Below are 15,471 nucleotides of genomic sequence, written 5' to 3' on the forward strand. Positions count from 1 at the left end.
AGGGGTCAACGTGTTCACAGATCGGGATTTTATGGAATTGGCATTAACTATGGCGAAAACTGCAAAGGGAAAAACGAACCCCAATCCGCTTGTCGGAGCGGTGATTGTGAAAGACGGGGTGATTGTTGGAACCGGAGTCCATCGGAAAGCGGGGGAACCCCATGCGGAAGTCCATGCATTTAACATGGCCGGTGAACATGCAAAAGGGGCCACTTTATATGTAACCCTCGAGCCATGTTCCCATTACGGCAAAACCCCTCCTTGCGCAGATTTGGTAAAAAATTCTGGTGTTCAAAGGGTGGTGGTCGCAACCCTCGATCCAAATCCTAAAGTCTCTGGAAGAGGTGTTCAAATTCTTCGGGAAGCCGGCATTGAAGTTGAAGTAGGTTTATTGGAAAAAGAAGCTCAAAAGCTGAATGAACGCTTCTTCCATAATATGATCGCAAACCGCCCTTTTGTGACGTTAAAATATGCCATGACTTTGGACGGGAAAATAGCCACTCATTCAGGACATTCAAAATGGATTTCCGGAGAAGAATCAAGGTTGCAAGTTCATCAACTCCGCAACGAATCCGATGCGATTCTGGTTGGAATCGGTACGGTCTTAAAAGATAATCCTTTATTGACAACAAGACTTCCAAATCAGAAAGGGAAAAATCCGGTTCGTGTCGTTTTGGACAGCCGTTTGCAGATTCCGTTGGATGCGAATGTATTAAATGATGAAGCGAAAACGATCATTGTTACGACAACCGACGCCAATCCAAAGAAAATCGCGGAACTGGAAAAGAAAAATGTCACTTTTATCTATTGTTCAAAAGTTCAAAACGGCATCAATCTGGAAGAAATGTTGGAGCAATTATATAAACATGGAATAACCGATCTAATAGTGGAAGGCGGAGGAGAAGTGAATGCCTCCTTTGTTAGGGCGGGACTTGTCAATAAATATATTCTTTATATTGCGCCTAAAATTTTAGGAGGCCGAAATTCCATTTCCCCGGTTTCCGGTGAGGATGTGGATACGATGGATATGGCATCGAAAGTTGAAATTGACTCCATTGAACGGATCGGTGAAGATTTATGCATCATTGCCTATCCAAAGCCAGGTGAACTTCATGCCCAGTACTGATGTTTTGATTGTGGGAGCAGGTCCGGCAGGCTCCCTTCTTTCACTTCTGCTCGCCAAAAAGGGTGTTTCAGTCATTCTCATCGAACAACATAAAGACATTGCCAAAGAATTCCGGGGAGAACATTTGAATGAAGAGGGGGAAAAAGTCCTCAGAAAACACAATCTATATTCAAAAATTGAAAAACTCGGCTTATTAAAAATGGAAGTCGTTGAATATTGGAAAAATGGGAAACTTTTCAAAATGATTCAGCCGGAAGAAAAAATTGGGCATTTGGGCATCCATGTGCCACAAGCCCATTTATTATCAGTGATCATTGACGAAGCCGGTAAATATGAAAATTTTTCGTTAATGACAAGCACGAAAGTCATCGATTTATTGAAAGATGAGGATGGACATTTTATCGGAATTAAAGCGAAGAAACACGGAGAAGAAATGAATATTTATAGCTCAATCATTATTGGAGCGGATGGAAGATATTCCATTGTCCGGAAAAAAGCGGGCATTGAAACGGCGATAAGGAAACACGGCTATGATTTGCTTTGGGCAAAAGTCCCTGCACCCCATGATTGGAAGCCTTCCATTAAAATGGCGGAAATCGATGGTTATCAATTGGCATTGTTTACCCAAACAAAAGGTTTTGTCCAAATTGGATGGAATATAGAACAAGGTTCATTTCCGAAAATTCGCAAACAGCCCTTAGAGGAGTTTTTGCTCAAATTCATTCAGGCGTTTCCAGAATTGGAAGAAACGGTTCGAAAACATATTACGTCCTGGGAAGATTTTGTTTTGCTCGATGTACATAGCAATTTTACGGAAGTTTGGAAAAAGGACAATGTACTGTTGATTGGGGATGCATGCCACACCATGACGCCGACCGGGGCCTTTGGGTTGAACAGTGCATTGGTGGATGCGGATCGGTTGGCGGAATGCATTGAACCGGGCAATATCAATGAATCAAAGTTAATACAATGTGAAAAGCAAAGAAAAGAGGAAGTAAAAAAACTGCTCGATTTACAAATCGAGAAGGAAAAAAACTTCGCAAATCAATTTATTATCATAGAATAGACAGAAAGTGGGTTTATGGTGAATATCGGATTTGATATTGATGATACGTTAATCAATCTGAGGGAACACGCTTTCCATATATATAATACAAAATTGGGAAAACAGGTGGATATCGCCCTTTTTCATCAGTTAAAAAGGGTTGAAATCCATGAACTTTTTGGGTTGAACGATGAACAGGGGCATCATTTGTGGAATTCCTTGGTGGAAGAAATTTATTTTTCCGATTGCCCTGCTTTCGAGGGGGCGATTGAATTTGTCAACCGGCTCGAAAGGGAAGGGCATGCCATTTTTTATATCACATCGAGACCGAAACAGTATTGTCAAAAAACGAGAAATTGGTTGAAAGAAAAAGGCTTTCCGGTCGTTGATCGACAATTTTATTGCGGAATGAAAGATCATGAGAAAGTGGAAATCATTAAGAAATTGGAATTGGATGTTTATTTTGATGATAAGCCCGCCGTTCTTGAAACGTTAAAAAGTTCGAACATTCATGTGTATGTGAAAAATCAATCCTATAATGAGCAAGTGCTTTTCCCGAGGGTTTATGAATGGAACAATTTCCAATTATTTTAAGGATGTACGAAAAAACCGAATGGCCGAAATAAATGGCCATTCGGTTTTCGTAGTGCGCCTGGCATGGGTGTAATCTATAGGGTGTAAGTCCCGAACTGTGAAGGCAGAAGTAACAGTTAGCTTAACGCAAGGGTGTCCGTGGTGACGCGGAATCTGAAGGAAGCGAGCGGCAAACTTCCGGTCTGAGGAACACGAACTTCATATAAGGCTAGGTATCATTGGATGAGTTTGCTAAACAAAACAAAGTCCTTTCTGCCAAAGGTGGTACAGAGTAAATGAAGCAGATAGATGGAAGGAAAGATTACATTCTTACCCGGGGAGGTCTGGCGGATATGTGAAGTACGCTTCATAACCTACTTAGTGATAAGTAGCTGAACCGTCAGAAGTCAGCAGAGGTCATAGTATTAGTTGGTTTAGAACTACTAAGAAGGACCGAACAATTAAGAGAGAATAGCCCTTGGCATTCAGTGAGTCATGATGAACACAGAAAACGTAGTACCTCACTTGAGGAAGGAAGCGGTGAATCCCGTGGGAGACCTCTTGGAGGGTGGAGTGACCACTGGCATAAAGAGAACAGCTATTCACGGAGGTTATAAAAACTTGCGTCAATTATCTTAATTGAACCGCCGTATACGGAACCGTACGTACGGTGGTGTGAGAGGACGGGAGTTAATCGCTCCCTCCTACTCGATTGGATAGAAGGGGTATCTATTCATAAGCTTAATAAATAAGCAAATTAAACGTATTTTAATAAATTTGCGCTCAATAATCGTTGTCTTACAAGAATTCCTGCCCAAGCGGCGATGACACCTTTGATGATTTCCAATAGGATGAACGGTGCCGCACCGGCCATGAATGCCGCAAGAAATGACATGTCTGCGACCACTTTGAGCCAAAGGGTGCCAAAGGCCAGTGTCAGCATCATTCCTGCCACATTGGCGATCAATCCATGAAGATAAGTATAACCGAATTTATTTAAATACCAGCCCATGAATAATGCGGTAGGAATAAAGCCGATAATATAGCCGCCAGTTGGCCCGACAATAATGGAAAGTCCGCCAGACATTCCTGTAAATACCGGTAAACCGATCGCTCCAAGCAAACAATAAACAAGCACGCTTAAAGTGCCGTATTTTAAACCTAAAATAGTAACAATAAGTCCGATGGCGAGTGTTTGTCCGGTAATCGGAATGAGCGGAAGCGGGATTGTTATTTGAGCTAAAACGGAAATAATCGCTGCTCCAAATGCAATCAATACAAGTCCATATGTTTTTGAAGACGTCACAATTCTTATCCCCCTTTGTTAACCTTTCTCTATATTTGGTTTACAAAAAGGATATCGAACATTTTTTTAAAAGTCAATATGATGTTGATAGTAAATTTGAATCATCATGGGTTTTTTACAGGGCGAATCGAAAAAGGTGGTTTTTTTCGGTTTATGATAAAATAATGTGTAAAGAAACCGGGGAGGAAAAGAGATGGCAAGGGTCATTTTTCATGTCGACATGAACAGTTTCTATGCTTCTGTGGAACAGGCCTATCATCCCGAATTGAAAGGGAAGCCGATCGCGATTGCCGGAAATCCGAAAGAACGCCGCGGCATCATCGTCACAAGTTCCTATGAAGCAAGGGCAAAAGGCGTTTATACGACGATGATTGTTCAAGAAGCATTGAAAAAATGTCCGGAATTGATCCTCCTTCCTCCCGATTTTCAAAAGTACCGTGAAGCCTCAAAAGCGATGTTTACCATTTTGAGAAGCTATACCAAACTGGTTGAACCGGTATCCATAGACGAAGGTTATATGGATGTGACCGAAGTGGCCAAAGAGCGCCATCCTTTGGAACTTGCAAAAGAAATACAGCTTAGAATCTACAATGAATTGGATTTGCCATGTTCCATCGGCATTGCCCCCAACAAATTTTTGGCAAAAACGGCCTCTGACATGAAAAAACCGATGGGCATCACTGTGCTCAGAAAGAGGGAAGTGCCGGAAAAACTGTGGCCACTCCCGGTGATAAAAATGCATGGAGTCGGAGAGAGCACCGCTAAAAAACTGGAATCTTTAGGTATTTATACCATCGGCGATTTGGCCAATGCCCATGAAGGACTATTAAAAGAAGCCTTTGGAAAAATCGGGGTCCGGCTAAAAAGGAGAGCCAACGGAATTGATTCAAGGGAAGTGGATCCGGAATCCATTTACGAAACGAAAAGCGTCGGAAATTCCACCACCCTTCCCTATGACATAACAGAAATGAAGGACATTGAAAGCACGTTTTTAAAACTATCCGGAAAAGTGGCGGAAAGGCTGGAGGCTAAAAATTTATGCGGTTCCACCATCACGATCCAAATCCGGGATTGCCATTGGAATAACCATACGAAAAGCAAAACGGTGCAAAATCCGATTTATTTGAAAAAGGATCTTTATCATGAGGCCATGGAATTATTTTCTAAGGCATGGGATGGTACGCCGATCCGGCTTTTGGGTGTCACCGTTTCCAATGTGATGGATAAAAAACATCTGGCCGAACAACTTACGATTTTCAACTATGAGCAATTTGCAAAAGAAGAACCGATTTATGAAATCATTTATGAAATGGAAAAGAAGTTTGGTAAAGGAATCATTCAAAAAGGAATCGATGTAAAGAAAAAGAGCTATGCATCAAAAACAAGTTTTAGTAAAGACTTCCTGGAAGATTTAAAAGAAGAATTGTAAGAATGGAGATTCAACATGGAACTGGAATTTTTAGGCACAGGAGCAGGAATGCCTTCAAAAGAACGAAATACAAGTTCCCTTGCAATGAAATTGTATGAGGAAAGGGGAACGATTTGGCTATTTGACTGTGGGGAGGCGGCCCAGCATCAAATTTTGCATACCGCCATCAAACCGAGAAAAATAGAAAAAGTGTTTATCACCCATTTACATGGTGACCATATTTTCGGCCTCCCTGGACTGCTCAGCTCCCGTTCTTTTTTGGGCGGAGAGGAGCAAACGCCACTGACCCTTTACGGTCCTTCCGGATTAAAGGAATGGGTTCAATTCACATTGGAACTGACAAAAACCCATTTAAACTATCCGATCCAATATGTAGATGTAAAAGAAGGGGTCATCTTTGAAGACGATCAATTCATTGTCACCGCAAAAGAGCTGGAACATGTGATTCCTTGCTACGGTTACCGGATTGAACAAAAGCCCCTTCCCGGCGAATTGTATATCGAAAAGGCAATGAAACTGGGGGTTCCAAAAGGGCCATTACTGGGAAAACTGAAAAATGGGGAAGATGTGGAGCTTGATGATGGAACGATAGTTTATAGCAAAGAGGTGACGGGCCCCCCAAAAAAAGGATTTGTCATAACCGTATTGGGAGATACCCGATATTGCAAGCAATCCATTGAATTGAGCCAAAATGCCGATATTGTCATTCATGAAGCAACATTCGACCATGCAACATCCCATCTTGCAAAAGATTACGGACACTCAACGAATGTGGAAGCCGCAAAGGTGGCAAAAGAAGCCAATGCCAAACATTTGATCCTCAACCATATCAGTGCACGGTTTTTGCCCCATGAAACCGGCAAGCTGATCAAAGAAGCAAAAACTATTTTCCCCAACATTTTTGTGGCCAATGATTTTTCTGCGTTCCAGTGGAAAAATGGAAAGTTGAATGAACTTCATCCATAAATAGCCTATTATATAGGAAAGGATACAGAAAACAGAAAATAATGGAATATCCGATTGATTTTATTGTATGATAGGGGTGGGGAGGGGAAAATATGAATCAACCGAAATTGAATCCTGGATTATTGCGATTATTTGTCGTGTTTCCCAATATAATGGCCTGGTGTTTAATGATTGGGATTATATTTTTTGTCGTAACAAATTATGCAGAATTAAAAGCGGCCGATGCTTTGACATTTTGGATTGTTCTATTGGTCATTTTCATACCGCTTACCCTGTATACGACCATTTCCATCATCAAAAGGATCAGAAACGGTACATTATAAAAAGTTCGGCTATCCAGAAAGCGGAGGACTTTCCGGATAGCTTTTTTTCTGGTCAAATTTTTGATTATAAACCGGGTAAGGTTGCCATTAGATATATAAACGGCTACAAAATCCTCAACAAATAGTCAAAAACGCGCCTTTCGACAGCAAAAAATAGCAAAAAATTACATTTCCTAGGAAATAATTGAAATAATGATAATTTCAAATTTTCCGATAAATGAAAAATGCTCCTTATCCGGAGCTTTTCCATCAGGGTGTTTGATGCAATTGATTTTGACTTTCTTCTGTGGAATAGGAAATAAAGGCGGGAAATTGATACAATTTCCAATGCATGAAAGTTTCCTTCATTTCGACAATTGCATCGGGAAGGATTTACTCACCTTTTGCAAGTTCACGGGATCTTGCTTCCGCACTTTTAATACAAGCAAAAATGGCTTCGGTGAACCGGTAGTTTTCCAATGCTCTGATGCCCGCTTCCGTAGTTCCCCCAGGGCTTGTGACTTTTTTGCGGAGCACTTCCGGTTCTTCTTTGATTTGTTGGAGCATCATGGCGGAACCTGCAATGGTTTGAACCATCAATTTTCTTACGGTTTCTTTGGATAAACCAAATTCCGTCCCGATTTTTTCCCATGCTTCCAGCAAATAATAGAGATAAGCTGGCCCGCTTCCGGAAAGGGCGGTGATGGCATGGAGTTTATCTTCTTCCACTTCGATGACAATGCCGATCGCTTCCAACAATTGCAAGTAAATCTTTTTCTGGCTTTCTGTCACCTGTTCATTAAATGAAATGCCGCTTGCTGCCATGCCGATTGCAGCGGAAGTGTTTGGCATGACTCTGGCGATTGGACGGGCGCCCAAAGCCTTCTCGATCGTTTCAATGCTTATTCCGGCCAAAACGGAGAGGATGGCCGTTTTTTCGGAAAGATAAGGCGCGATTGCTCTAAAAGCGTCTTTCGCATCCTTTGGTTTCATGGCCAAAATCACCAAATCGGCATCTCTCAGCTCTTCCAAGTTTTCAAGTATATGAACTCCAAACCGTTCGTTCAATTCTTTCAATCTTTGAACATTGGAACGATTTTTCACATAAATATGGTCTGCAGGTACAACTTCATTTTTGATCCATCCATGAATCAATGCTTCAGCAATGGATCCTGCTCCTAAAAATACAAGTTTTTGCAAAACTTTTCCCTCCTGTCAATTCGATCTTTTATCAATAAAAAATGCGTTTTCATCCTTTAAAGAAAGGACGAAAACGCATGTTTCCGCGGTACCACCTTTGTTTGCTTATAAAAGCACACCTCAGGCCCTTATTATCGCTAAGGGAAACGGTCATGTTTGCATGACTGCTCAGAAGTAGGTTCAATGAATTGAGAGGACTGTGCTGCTCCCACCAAATGCAGCACTCTCTGGAGTCGTCAATCCATTTACTTGGCTTCGTCATCGCGAACCGTTATGTTCAATTATTACAGAAATTATATTCATTTCATAAAAATCTGTCAACTCAGTGACGTGACGAATTGGAAAAAAAGCAGTAAAATGAAATGAATGAAGATTCATTTGGTAGATATAGAGAACAAGGGGGAACAAGTATGGAAATTGTGAAAATTGTGATGCCTACTCCCTATGATGTAGGAGATGTGAATGCATTCTTAATAAAAGGGGACGCATTATCCATTGTTGATGTTGGACCGAAGACAAAAGAAGCATACGAGGCCCTTGAGTTTGGAATAAAACGAGCAGGGTACCGTTTCAATGATATCGAGCAAGTCATCTTGACCCATCATCATCCGGATCATGCCGGTTGGGTGGATGCATTCCCGAATGCTGAAATACTGGGCCATGAATACATCGATCATTGGATGAAAAAAACGGAAGAGTTTTTAAACTACCGTGAAGAATTTTATAAAATGTATTTAATAAAACAGGCTGTTCCAGAAGGGTATATTCAAAAAATTCTCCGTATCCGCAGAGATATGGAATTATACGGAAGTACCCCGTTGACAAAATACATCAAGGACGGAGACGAAGTACCGGGGCATCCCGGGTTAATGGTTTATTATACACCCGGCCATGCCCAAAGCCATTTCATTTTCCATCATCAACGTACGAAGGAAGTGATCGGAGGGGATATTTTGTTGGAAAAAATCGCTTCCAATCCCCTTATTGAACCGCCTGTGGATTTATCGTTCGATCGGCCAAAAAGCCTTGTCCAATATCAGGAATCTTTGCAATTTTTGACCACATTGGAGATTTCAAAGCTTTATACAGGTCATGGAAATGAAATTGTGAATGTAAAAGAGCTGGTGGACATGAGATTGGAAAAAGATTCGCAAAGAACAAACCAAGTATATGAAATCTTGTCTGAACCAAAAACCGTTTATGAAGTAACGAAAGAATTGTATCCGGCCGTTTATGAAAGCCAATTGGGGTTAACATTATCCAAAACGCAAGGGTACCTGGATGTTTTGGTTAAAGAGGAAAGAATACGTTTCGAACTCGTAGGCGGTCATGAAATTTATTCGAGAATTTAATGGTTTGATAACAAAAAATCCCACAATAGAAGGTTTCGCCTTTATTGTGGGATTTTGCATGAATCGGTTATGTTCTTAGGGAGGTCAGTGTACGAGTGAATCGATTATGCTTTAAAGGATAGACCAGGTCCGAAGAATTCAAAGTGGATTCGTTCATCCGGCACACCAAGTTCCCTGATTGTCGGAATAAGCGCTTCCATAAATGCTTCTGGTCCGCAAATATAAACTTCCGTGTTTTCTTGGATGAATTTTGACAGGTCTTCTTTTGTAAGATGGCCTTCCGTATCGGAATATTTCACAAGATAAGTGCCGTTTAATTCATTGATTTTCTTTTGGATTTGTTCCTGGAATACGGCCAATTTTTCGTTGCGTACAGATTGAATAAACGCGGCTTCACGTCCCGGTTCCATTGAATCAAGCATTGCATAAAGAGGAGTTACACCGATTCCCCCTCCAATAAACAATACAGGGATGCTGTTTTGTTGCAATGTGAATAGACCGGCCGGAGCACTAACTTCAACAGTGCTGCCTTCTTCCACAAAATCATGCAAATAATTGGATACGACACCTTTTGGATTATTTTCCGCTTCACGTTTTACAGAAATACGGTAAACATTTCCGTTAGGCGCATGTGATATAGTGTAATGACGCAAAGCGGTATATTCTTCACCAGGAGCTTTCACTTTCACAGTGATGTATTGGCCCGGTTGATAAGGTGGAAGCGCTTTCCCGTCTTCCGGCGCTAAGTAAAATGATGTTACAAGATCGTTTTCCTGTTCTTTTTTAACGACTTTAAACGGCTTAAATAACCGCCAGCCCCCGTTAGCTTCCGCTTGTTGATAAAGTTCTTCCTCCACTTGGATAAAGACGTCGGCAATTACTCCGTAAGCATCCGCCCAAGCTTCGATGATTTCATCCGTTGCCGCATCTCCCAATACTTCTTTGATTGCCGCAAGCAAGTTTTCTCCAACGATCGGATAATGTTCAGGCAAAATGCCAAGGGCTCTATGTTTATGGGCGATTAAATGCACCACCGGCAAGATGGATTCCAAATGGTCGATGTTTGCAGCAGCGGCATAAACAGAGGCGGCCAATGCCTGTGGTTGTCTGCCTTCCCGTTGATTTGTCTGGTTGAATATGTTTTTTAGTTCGGGATGATTTGTAAACATTCTTTTATAGAAATGTTTTGTGATATCCACCCCGTGTTTTTCCAATACAGGAACTGTTGATTTAACGATGTCGATTGTTTTTTGTGATAACATTTCTGTCACGTCCTTTCAAAAACACTATAAACATTGTGGATATATAAAGCAATATTTTATATACATCTTTAACATTTTTGCCACAATTGATGCATAAAAAATACTACTTTTTAAATTGAATATTTTGTGTAATCATCTACTTGAATATTGAAAAATGATATAATAAATACAGATTAAAAAGGATAAAGCGTGGTGGAGGACTTTGCGATTAACTTTATATACGGATTATTCCTTAAGGGTTTTAATATATTTAGGTCTCAAAGGAGACAATCAGTTATCAACCATCCAGGAAATTGCCGATCGATATCATATATCGAAAAATCATTTAATGAAAGTGACCTATGATTTGGCTCAAATCGGTTTAATCGAAACGGTCCGTGGCCGTGGCGGAGGAATACGCCTGAAAGTGGAGCCGAAAGATATCAATATTGGAAAATTGGTAAGGCATACGGAAGAAGATTTTCATATCGTCGAGTGTTTTGATCGAAATAATAATCATTGTAAAATATCTCCCTCATGTCAATTGAGACATGTATTGTATGAAGCCTTGCAAGCGTTCCTGCAAGTTTTGGACCAATACACGCTGGCAGATTTTCTCCACTCGAAAGAAGATATGGCGGAACTGCTTCAAATGAAAATTGAGTATTAGGGATGTTCCATTCTACGGATATCCCTTTTTGTTTTGCATAATCATTGGATGGGGAAGGATAATAAATAGAATGAACCGGAAGAGAATTTTTATTACTGGAGCTACAAGCGGAATCGGAAAAATTATCGCGGAATTGAGTTTAAAAAGAGGATATGAAGTTTTTGCAACGGGTAGGAATGAGGAAGCGCTGCTTTCTCTTTCAAAACTCGGGGCAAAAGTGATGCAAGGGGATTTATGCCAAAAAGCGGATATACATCGATTATGCAATGAACTTCCTGAAATTGATGTGGCGATCATCAACGCGGGTGTTGGTGCGTTTGATAATGCCTTTGACCTCTCGGAAGAGGAAATCGATCGGATGATCGACGTGAATATTCGAGCGCCGATTTATATGGCAAAATATTTGGCTCCCAACATGATTCAAAAACGTTCAGGCCATTTTATTTTCATCGGTTCCCAAGCGGGTAAGGTGGCAACAAAAAAGGCCAGTGTCTATGCCGCGTCGAAACATGCCATCACCGGATTTGTCAACGGTTTGAGATTGGAGCTGGCCCCATACAATATTAAAGTGTCAGCCGTATATCCCGGACCGATTGATACGCCTTTTTTGGATAAAGCGGATTCGACTTCCTCATACAGAAATTCTGTGAAAGGCGTTCTGCTTCAGCCTGAAAAAGTCGCAATGGAAGTCATCCGCCTGATCGATCATCCAAAAAGGGAGATCAATTTGCCGCGCATCATGGGTGCCACGAGCAAGATTTATGCAGCAGCTCCCGCTTTGGTTGAGAAATTGGGGAAAAGGTTTTTTACTAAAAAATAATGCAAAAATGGAATCAACAATGAATGCGCAATTTTTATAAAAAATCTTTCAATTACTTATAAAAATACACTTGTATTTATTTTTATAATCTGTTAACATTCATGTATAAACTTTTAATGAATTGTATAAAAATACATTCCATTTCATCGAAGGAGTACATGTAATTATGGCAAACAAAAAAGTGGTTTTAGCATATTCTGGCGGTCTTGACACATCTGTTGCGATTCCTTGGTTAAAAGAACAAGGGTACGACGTTGTAGCGGTTTGTTTGGACGTCGGTGAAGGAAAAGACCTTGATTTTATTCAAAAGAAAGCTCTTCAAGTAGGAGCTGTTGAATCATATATCGTTGATGCAAAAGATGAATTTGCGGAAGAATATGCCCTTGTGGCGCTTCAAGCACATACTTGGTATGAACAAAAATATCCATTGGTGTCTGCTTTATCCCGTCCATTAATTTCGAAAAAATTGGTGGAAATTGCAAACAAAACAAACGCAGATGCCGTAGCCCACGGTTGTACGGGTAAAGGAAACGACCAAGTGCGTTTTGAAGTATCCATCAAAGCGTTAAATCCGAATTTGGAAGTGTTGGCGCCAGTGCGTGAATGGGCTTGGAGCCGCGATGAAGAAATCGAATACGCGAAAAAACATAATGTTCCAGTACCTGCAACTATCGATTCCCCATTCTCCATCGACCAAAATCTTTGGGGACGTGCCAATGAAGCAGGGGTAATGGAAGATCCGTGGGTGGCTCCACCGGAAGAAGCTTACGGTTTAACAGTATCCATTGAAAATGCGCCAGACACTCCAGAATACGTGGAAATTGAATTCGTGGAAGGTAAACCGGTCGCATTAAACGGCAAAGAAATGAAACTTGCTGATTTGATTCTTGAATTAAATCAAATCGCTGGCCGCCACGGTGTTGGACGCATCGACCACGTGGAAAACCGCCTGGTTGGTATTAAGTCCCGTGAAGTATATGAAATTCCAGGAGCGAAAGTTCTTTTAACTGCCCATAAAGAACTTGAAGATATTACGCTTGTGAAAGAACTCGCACACTTCAAACCAATCGTGGAACAAAAACTTTCCGAAGTGATTTATGATGGTTTATGGTTCAACCCGATTCGGGAAGCGCTTTATGCCTTCATCAAAGAAACGCAAAAATATGTGAACGGAACGGTTCGCGTCAAATTGTTCAAAGGCCATGCCATTGTGGAAGGAAGAAAATCTCCAAACTCTTTATACAATGAAAAATTGGCGACTTACTCAAAAGAAGACGCATTTAACCATGCATCCGCAGTTGGATTCATCGAACTTTGGGGTCTTCCAACTGTTGTTGCTTCACAAGTGAACAATAAATCAATCAACACAAAATAATGAATTTGAGTGCGAAGAGGTCTAGGGAAGATTATTTTAAGACAGGATGAGGAGGAGAATAGCTTGTTCTTAAAATAATGCGCTTGGGAAGGGGAGTTTCCCGAGCACTTAGACTCCTTCGCTATTCTTATGCATTGGAAACAATATTGTTATAAGGATAGGTGGAAACAATGACAAAATTATGGGGAGGACGTTTCCAAAAATCAGCGGAAAGCTGGGTGGATGAATTCGGAGCGTCCATTGGTTTCGATCAGCAATTGGTCATGGAAGATATTGAAGGAAGCCTTGCCCATGTCACAATGCTAGGGGCGCAGGGCATTTTGCCGGAAGAAGATGTGGAAAAAATTAAATGGGGCCTTCAGGAGTTAAAGAAAAAAACAGAAAATGGCGAACTTGAATATAAAGTGGAAAATGAAGACATTCATTTGAATATTGAAAAAATGCTCATAGATTTAATTGGACCAGTCGGTGGGAAATTACATACTGGCCGTAGTCGGAATGACCAAGTGGCGACAGATGTTCACTTATTCTTAAAGAAACGGGTGAAAGAAGTCATCGAATTAATTGTGGCGTTCCAAAAAACGATTTTGGAAAAAGCGGAGCAGCATATTGAAACGATTGCTCCTGGCTATACGCATATGCAGCGGGCGCAGCCGATTAGCTTTGCCCATCATTTAATGGCTTATTTTTGGATGCTCGAACGGGATAAAGAACGTTTTACGGAATCTTTAAAACGAATTGACATTTCTCCATTAGGTGCCGGCGCGATGGCAGGGACAACATTTCCAATCGACCGGGAAATGACAGCAAAATTATTAGGATTTTCCAAAATTTATGAAAATTCCATGGATGCCGTAAGCGACCGTGATTTTATCGTGGAGTTTTTATCCAACTCTTCATTGCTCATGACCCATTTATCCCGCTTTGCCGAAGAAATTATTCTTTGGTCAACGGATGAGTTTAAATTTATTGAACTGGACGATTCCTTCTCTACAGGTTCATCCATTATGCCGCAAAAGAAAAATCCGGATATGGCGGAACTCATCCGCGGGAAAACAGGACGTGTTTACGGAAATTTAATTGGTCTGCTTACGGTATTGAAAGGCACGCCGCTTACTTATAATAAAGATATGCAGGAAGATAAAGAAGGCATGTTTGACACCCTTCAAACGATTGTAGGTTCTTTGAAAATCTTTGAAGGTATGGTCCGCACGATGACCGTCAATACGGAGCGTTTAAATCAGGCTGTGCATAGCGACTTCTCCAATGCAACAGAACTGGCCGATTATCTTGCCACAAAAGGCATGCCGTTTAGAAAAGCCCATGAAGTGACAGGAAAATTGGTGTTTAAATGCATTCAAAAAGGCATCTTCCTGCAAGATTTAACATTGGATGAAATGAAAGAAGAAAGCGAATTGATCGAAGAAGATGTGTATGCTGTGTTGAAACCTGAAAACGCGGTGGCCCGTCGTCTTTCCCAAGGCGGCACGGGATTTGAACAAGTGAAAAAACAAATTGAAAAAGCAAAAGCTTGCTTGCAATAAACTTGACATGGAACTGCCAAATGACGGCAGTTCTTTTTTGTTGGAATAACCTCCTTTCCATTGAAAAAACTAAATTGAAAGGAGGTTGCGACATTGAGATTATTTGTGTCCTTTGTTTTAATTGCTTCCACGATTTTTATTGGAACTTTCATGTCTGATGCTTCGGAATCCCGCGCCCAACAGCAATCGGCCCCTGCCTATGCCAAATGGGGAAGAATCGCCATGGAGAAGGTGAAAGAGAGATATCAAACCGCGGATATTATTGATTATCTCCATATCGGAAGAAGTGTGGGAAACAAAACTTCCACGGAAAAATTCAAACTTTGGCTGAAGGAAGGGAATCGCGAATTCGGCGTTTTTGTGGACATTACGTTTGATAATGAAACAGAAGAAATTGTGAATATCGAATTTAAGGAAACAGACCGTTAAGAATCCAGGAAATGTGGCTGGAAAAGCCTTGGGATGGTGAGCGAGCATTCGGACATGCAGGGAAGGGATCAGTTTGAATGATCGGCATTAAAA

Annotated in this window: 16 protein-coding genes and 1 other annotated feature; of the genes, 13 read left to right on the forward strand and 3 right to left on the reverse strand. The window is 41.0% G+C overall.

Annotation, left to right across the window (positions count from 1 at the left end; all coding sequences use genetic code 11):
• Window positions 1–10 precede the first annotated feature (10 nt).
• The 4 genes from ribD to NST13_RS02950 all read left to right on the forward strand — a co-directional run bounded on the left by ribD (window position 11) and on the right by NST13_RS02950 (window position 3,383).
• Window positions 11–1,126 (forward strand): bifunctional diaminohydroxyphosphoribosylaminopyrimidine deaminase/5-amino-6-(5-phosphoribosylamino)uracil reductase RibD, encoded by a 1,116-nt coding sequence (gene ribD, locus NST13_RS02935; protein WP_342469487.1) that lies wholly within the window; start codon window positions 11–13, stop codon window positions 1,124–1,126.
• Window positions 1,113–2,192 (forward strand): FAD-dependent monooxygenase, encoded by a 1,080-nt coding sequence (locus tag NST13_RS02940; protein WP_342469486.1) that lies wholly within the window; start codon window positions 1,113–1,115, stop codon window positions 2,190–2,192. The genes ribD and NST13_RS02940 overlap by 14 nt, the downstream gene beginning before the upstream one ends.
• Window positions 2,193–2,210: 18 nt before the next feature.
• Window positions 2,211–2,765 carry an HAD family acid phosphatase gene (locus tag NST13_RS02945; RefSeq protein ID WP_342471304.1) on the forward strand — a complete coding sequence of 185 codons (555 nt, stop codon included), beginning with the start codon at window positions 2,211–2,213 and terminating at the stop codon, window positions 2,763–2,765.
• 474 nt (window positions 2,766–3,239) lie between these two features.
• Window positions 3,240–3,383 carry a hypothetical protein gene (locus NST13_RS02950; protein WP_342581370.1) on the forward strand — a complete coding sequence of 48 codons (144 nt, stop codon included), beginning with the start codon at window positions 3,240–3,242 and terminating at the stop codon, window positions 3,381–3,383.
• 118 nt (window positions 3,384–3,501) lie between these two features.
• Here the strand turns inward: NST13_RS02950 and NST13_RS02955 are convergent, their stop codons facing one another.
• Window positions 3,502–4,050 carry a biotin transporter BioY gene (locus tag NST13_RS02955; protein ID WP_342469485.1) on the reverse strand — a complete coding sequence of 183 codons (549 nt, stop codon included), beginning with the start codon at window positions 4,048–4,050 and terminating at the stop codon, window positions 3,502–3,504.
• Between the two features lie 193 nt (window positions 4,051–4,243).
• On the opposite strand from NST13_RS02955, the gene NST13_RS02960 reads away from it, so the two are divergent.
• From NST13_RS02960 to NST13_RS02970, 3 genes are all read left to right on the forward strand, one after another.
• Window positions 4,244–5,479 (forward strand): DNA polymerase IV, encoded by a 1,236-nt coding sequence (locus tag NST13_RS02960; protein ID WP_342469484.1) that lies wholly within the window; start codon window positions 4,244–4,246, stop codon window positions 5,477–5,479.
• 15 nt (window positions 5,480–5,494) lie between these two features.
• Window positions 5,495–6,445, forward strand: coding sequence for a ribonuclease Z (rnz, locus tag NST13_RS02965; RefSeq protein ID WP_342581371.1), 951 nt, complete (start codon window positions 5,495–5,497; stop codon window positions 6,443–6,445).
• A gap of 92 nt (window positions 6,446–6,537) precedes the next feature.
• Window positions 6,538–6,768: an acyl-phosphate glycerol 3-phosphate acyltransferase gene (locus tag NST13_RS02970; RefSeq protein ID WP_342581372.1), complete on the forward strand. Its 231-nt coding sequence runs from the start codon at window positions 6,538–6,540 to the stop codon at window positions 6,766–6,768.
• Between the two features lie 372 nt (window positions 6,769–7,140).
• Here NST13_RS02970 and proC read toward each other — a convergent pair whose 3' ends face one another.
• The gene (gene proC / locus NST13_RS02975; protein ID WP_342469481.1) at window positions 7,141–7,947 is read right to left on the reverse strand and encodes a pyrroline-5-carboxylate reductase; all 807 of its coding nucleotides are present in this window, start codon (window positions 7,945–7,947) and stop codon (window positions 7,141–7,143) included.
• A gap of 60 nt (window positions 7,948–8,007) precedes the next feature.
• Window positions 8,008–8,218, reverse strand: a binding site (T-box leader).
• Between the two features lie 139 nt (window positions 8,219–8,357).
• Between proC and NST13_RS02980 the strand changes: the two genes are divergently transcribed.
• A complete protein-coding gene (locus tag NST13_RS02980) occupies window positions 8,358–9,299 on the forward strand; it encodes an MBL fold metallo-hydrolase (protein WP_342469480.1) in 942 nt (313 codons plus the stop codon).
• Window positions 9,300–9,403: 104 nt separating this feature from the next.
• Here NST13_RS02980 and hmpA read toward each other — a convergent pair whose 3' ends face one another.
• Window positions 9,404–10,561: an NO-inducible flavohemoprotein gene (gene hmpA / locus NST13_RS02985; protein ID WP_342581373.1), complete on the reverse strand. Its 1,158-nt coding sequence runs from the start codon at window positions 10,559–10,561 to the stop codon at window positions 9,404–9,406.
• A gap of 202 nt (window positions 10,562–10,763) precedes the next feature.
• Between hmpA and NST13_RS02990 the strand changes: the two genes are divergently transcribed.
• The 5 genes from NST13_RS02990 (at window position 10,764) to NST13_RS03010 (ending at window position 15,378) form a co-directional block, all read left to right on the forward strand.
• Entirely contained in the window at window positions 10,764–11,210 is a 447-nt protein-coding gene (locus NST13_RS02990; RefSeq protein ID WP_342469478.1) for an Rrf2 family transcriptional regulator, read from the forward strand.
• 70 nt (window positions 11,211–11,280) lie between these two features.
• Complete coding sequence (locus NST13_RS02995) at window positions 11,281–12,030, forward strand: SDR family NAD(P)-dependent oxidoreductase (protein ID WP_342469477.1); 750 nt, start codon at window positions 11,281–11,283, stop codon at window positions 12,028–12,030.
• Window positions 12,031–12,196: 166 nt separating this feature from the next.
• Window positions 12,197–13,405 carry an argininosuccinate synthase gene (locus NST13_RS03000; protein WP_342581374.1) on the forward strand — a complete coding sequence of 403 codons (1,209 nt, stop codon included), beginning with the start codon at window positions 12,197–12,199 and terminating at the stop codon, window positions 13,403–13,405.
• Window positions 13,406–13,575: 170 nt separating this feature from the next.
• Window positions 13,576–14,949, forward strand: a complete 1,374-nt coding sequence (argH, locus tag NST13_RS03005; RefSeq protein WP_342581375.1) for an argininosuccinate lyase — start codon at window positions 13,576–13,578, stop codon at window positions 14,947–14,949.
• Window positions 14,950–15,042: 93 nt separating this feature from the next.
• A complete protein-coding gene (locus tag NST13_RS03010) occupies window positions 15,043–15,378 on the forward strand; it encodes a DUF3889 domain-containing protein (protein WP_342469474.1) in 336 nt (111 codons plus the stop codon).
• Window positions 15,379–15,471: the final 93 nt, after the last annotated feature.

The sequence above is a fragment of the Ureibacillus sp. FSL W7-1570 genome, assembly GCF_038593265.1.
In the GTDB taxonomy this organism is placed as follows: Bacteria; Bacillota; Bacilli; order Bacillales_A; family Planococcaceae; genus Ureibacillus; species Ureibacillus suwonensis.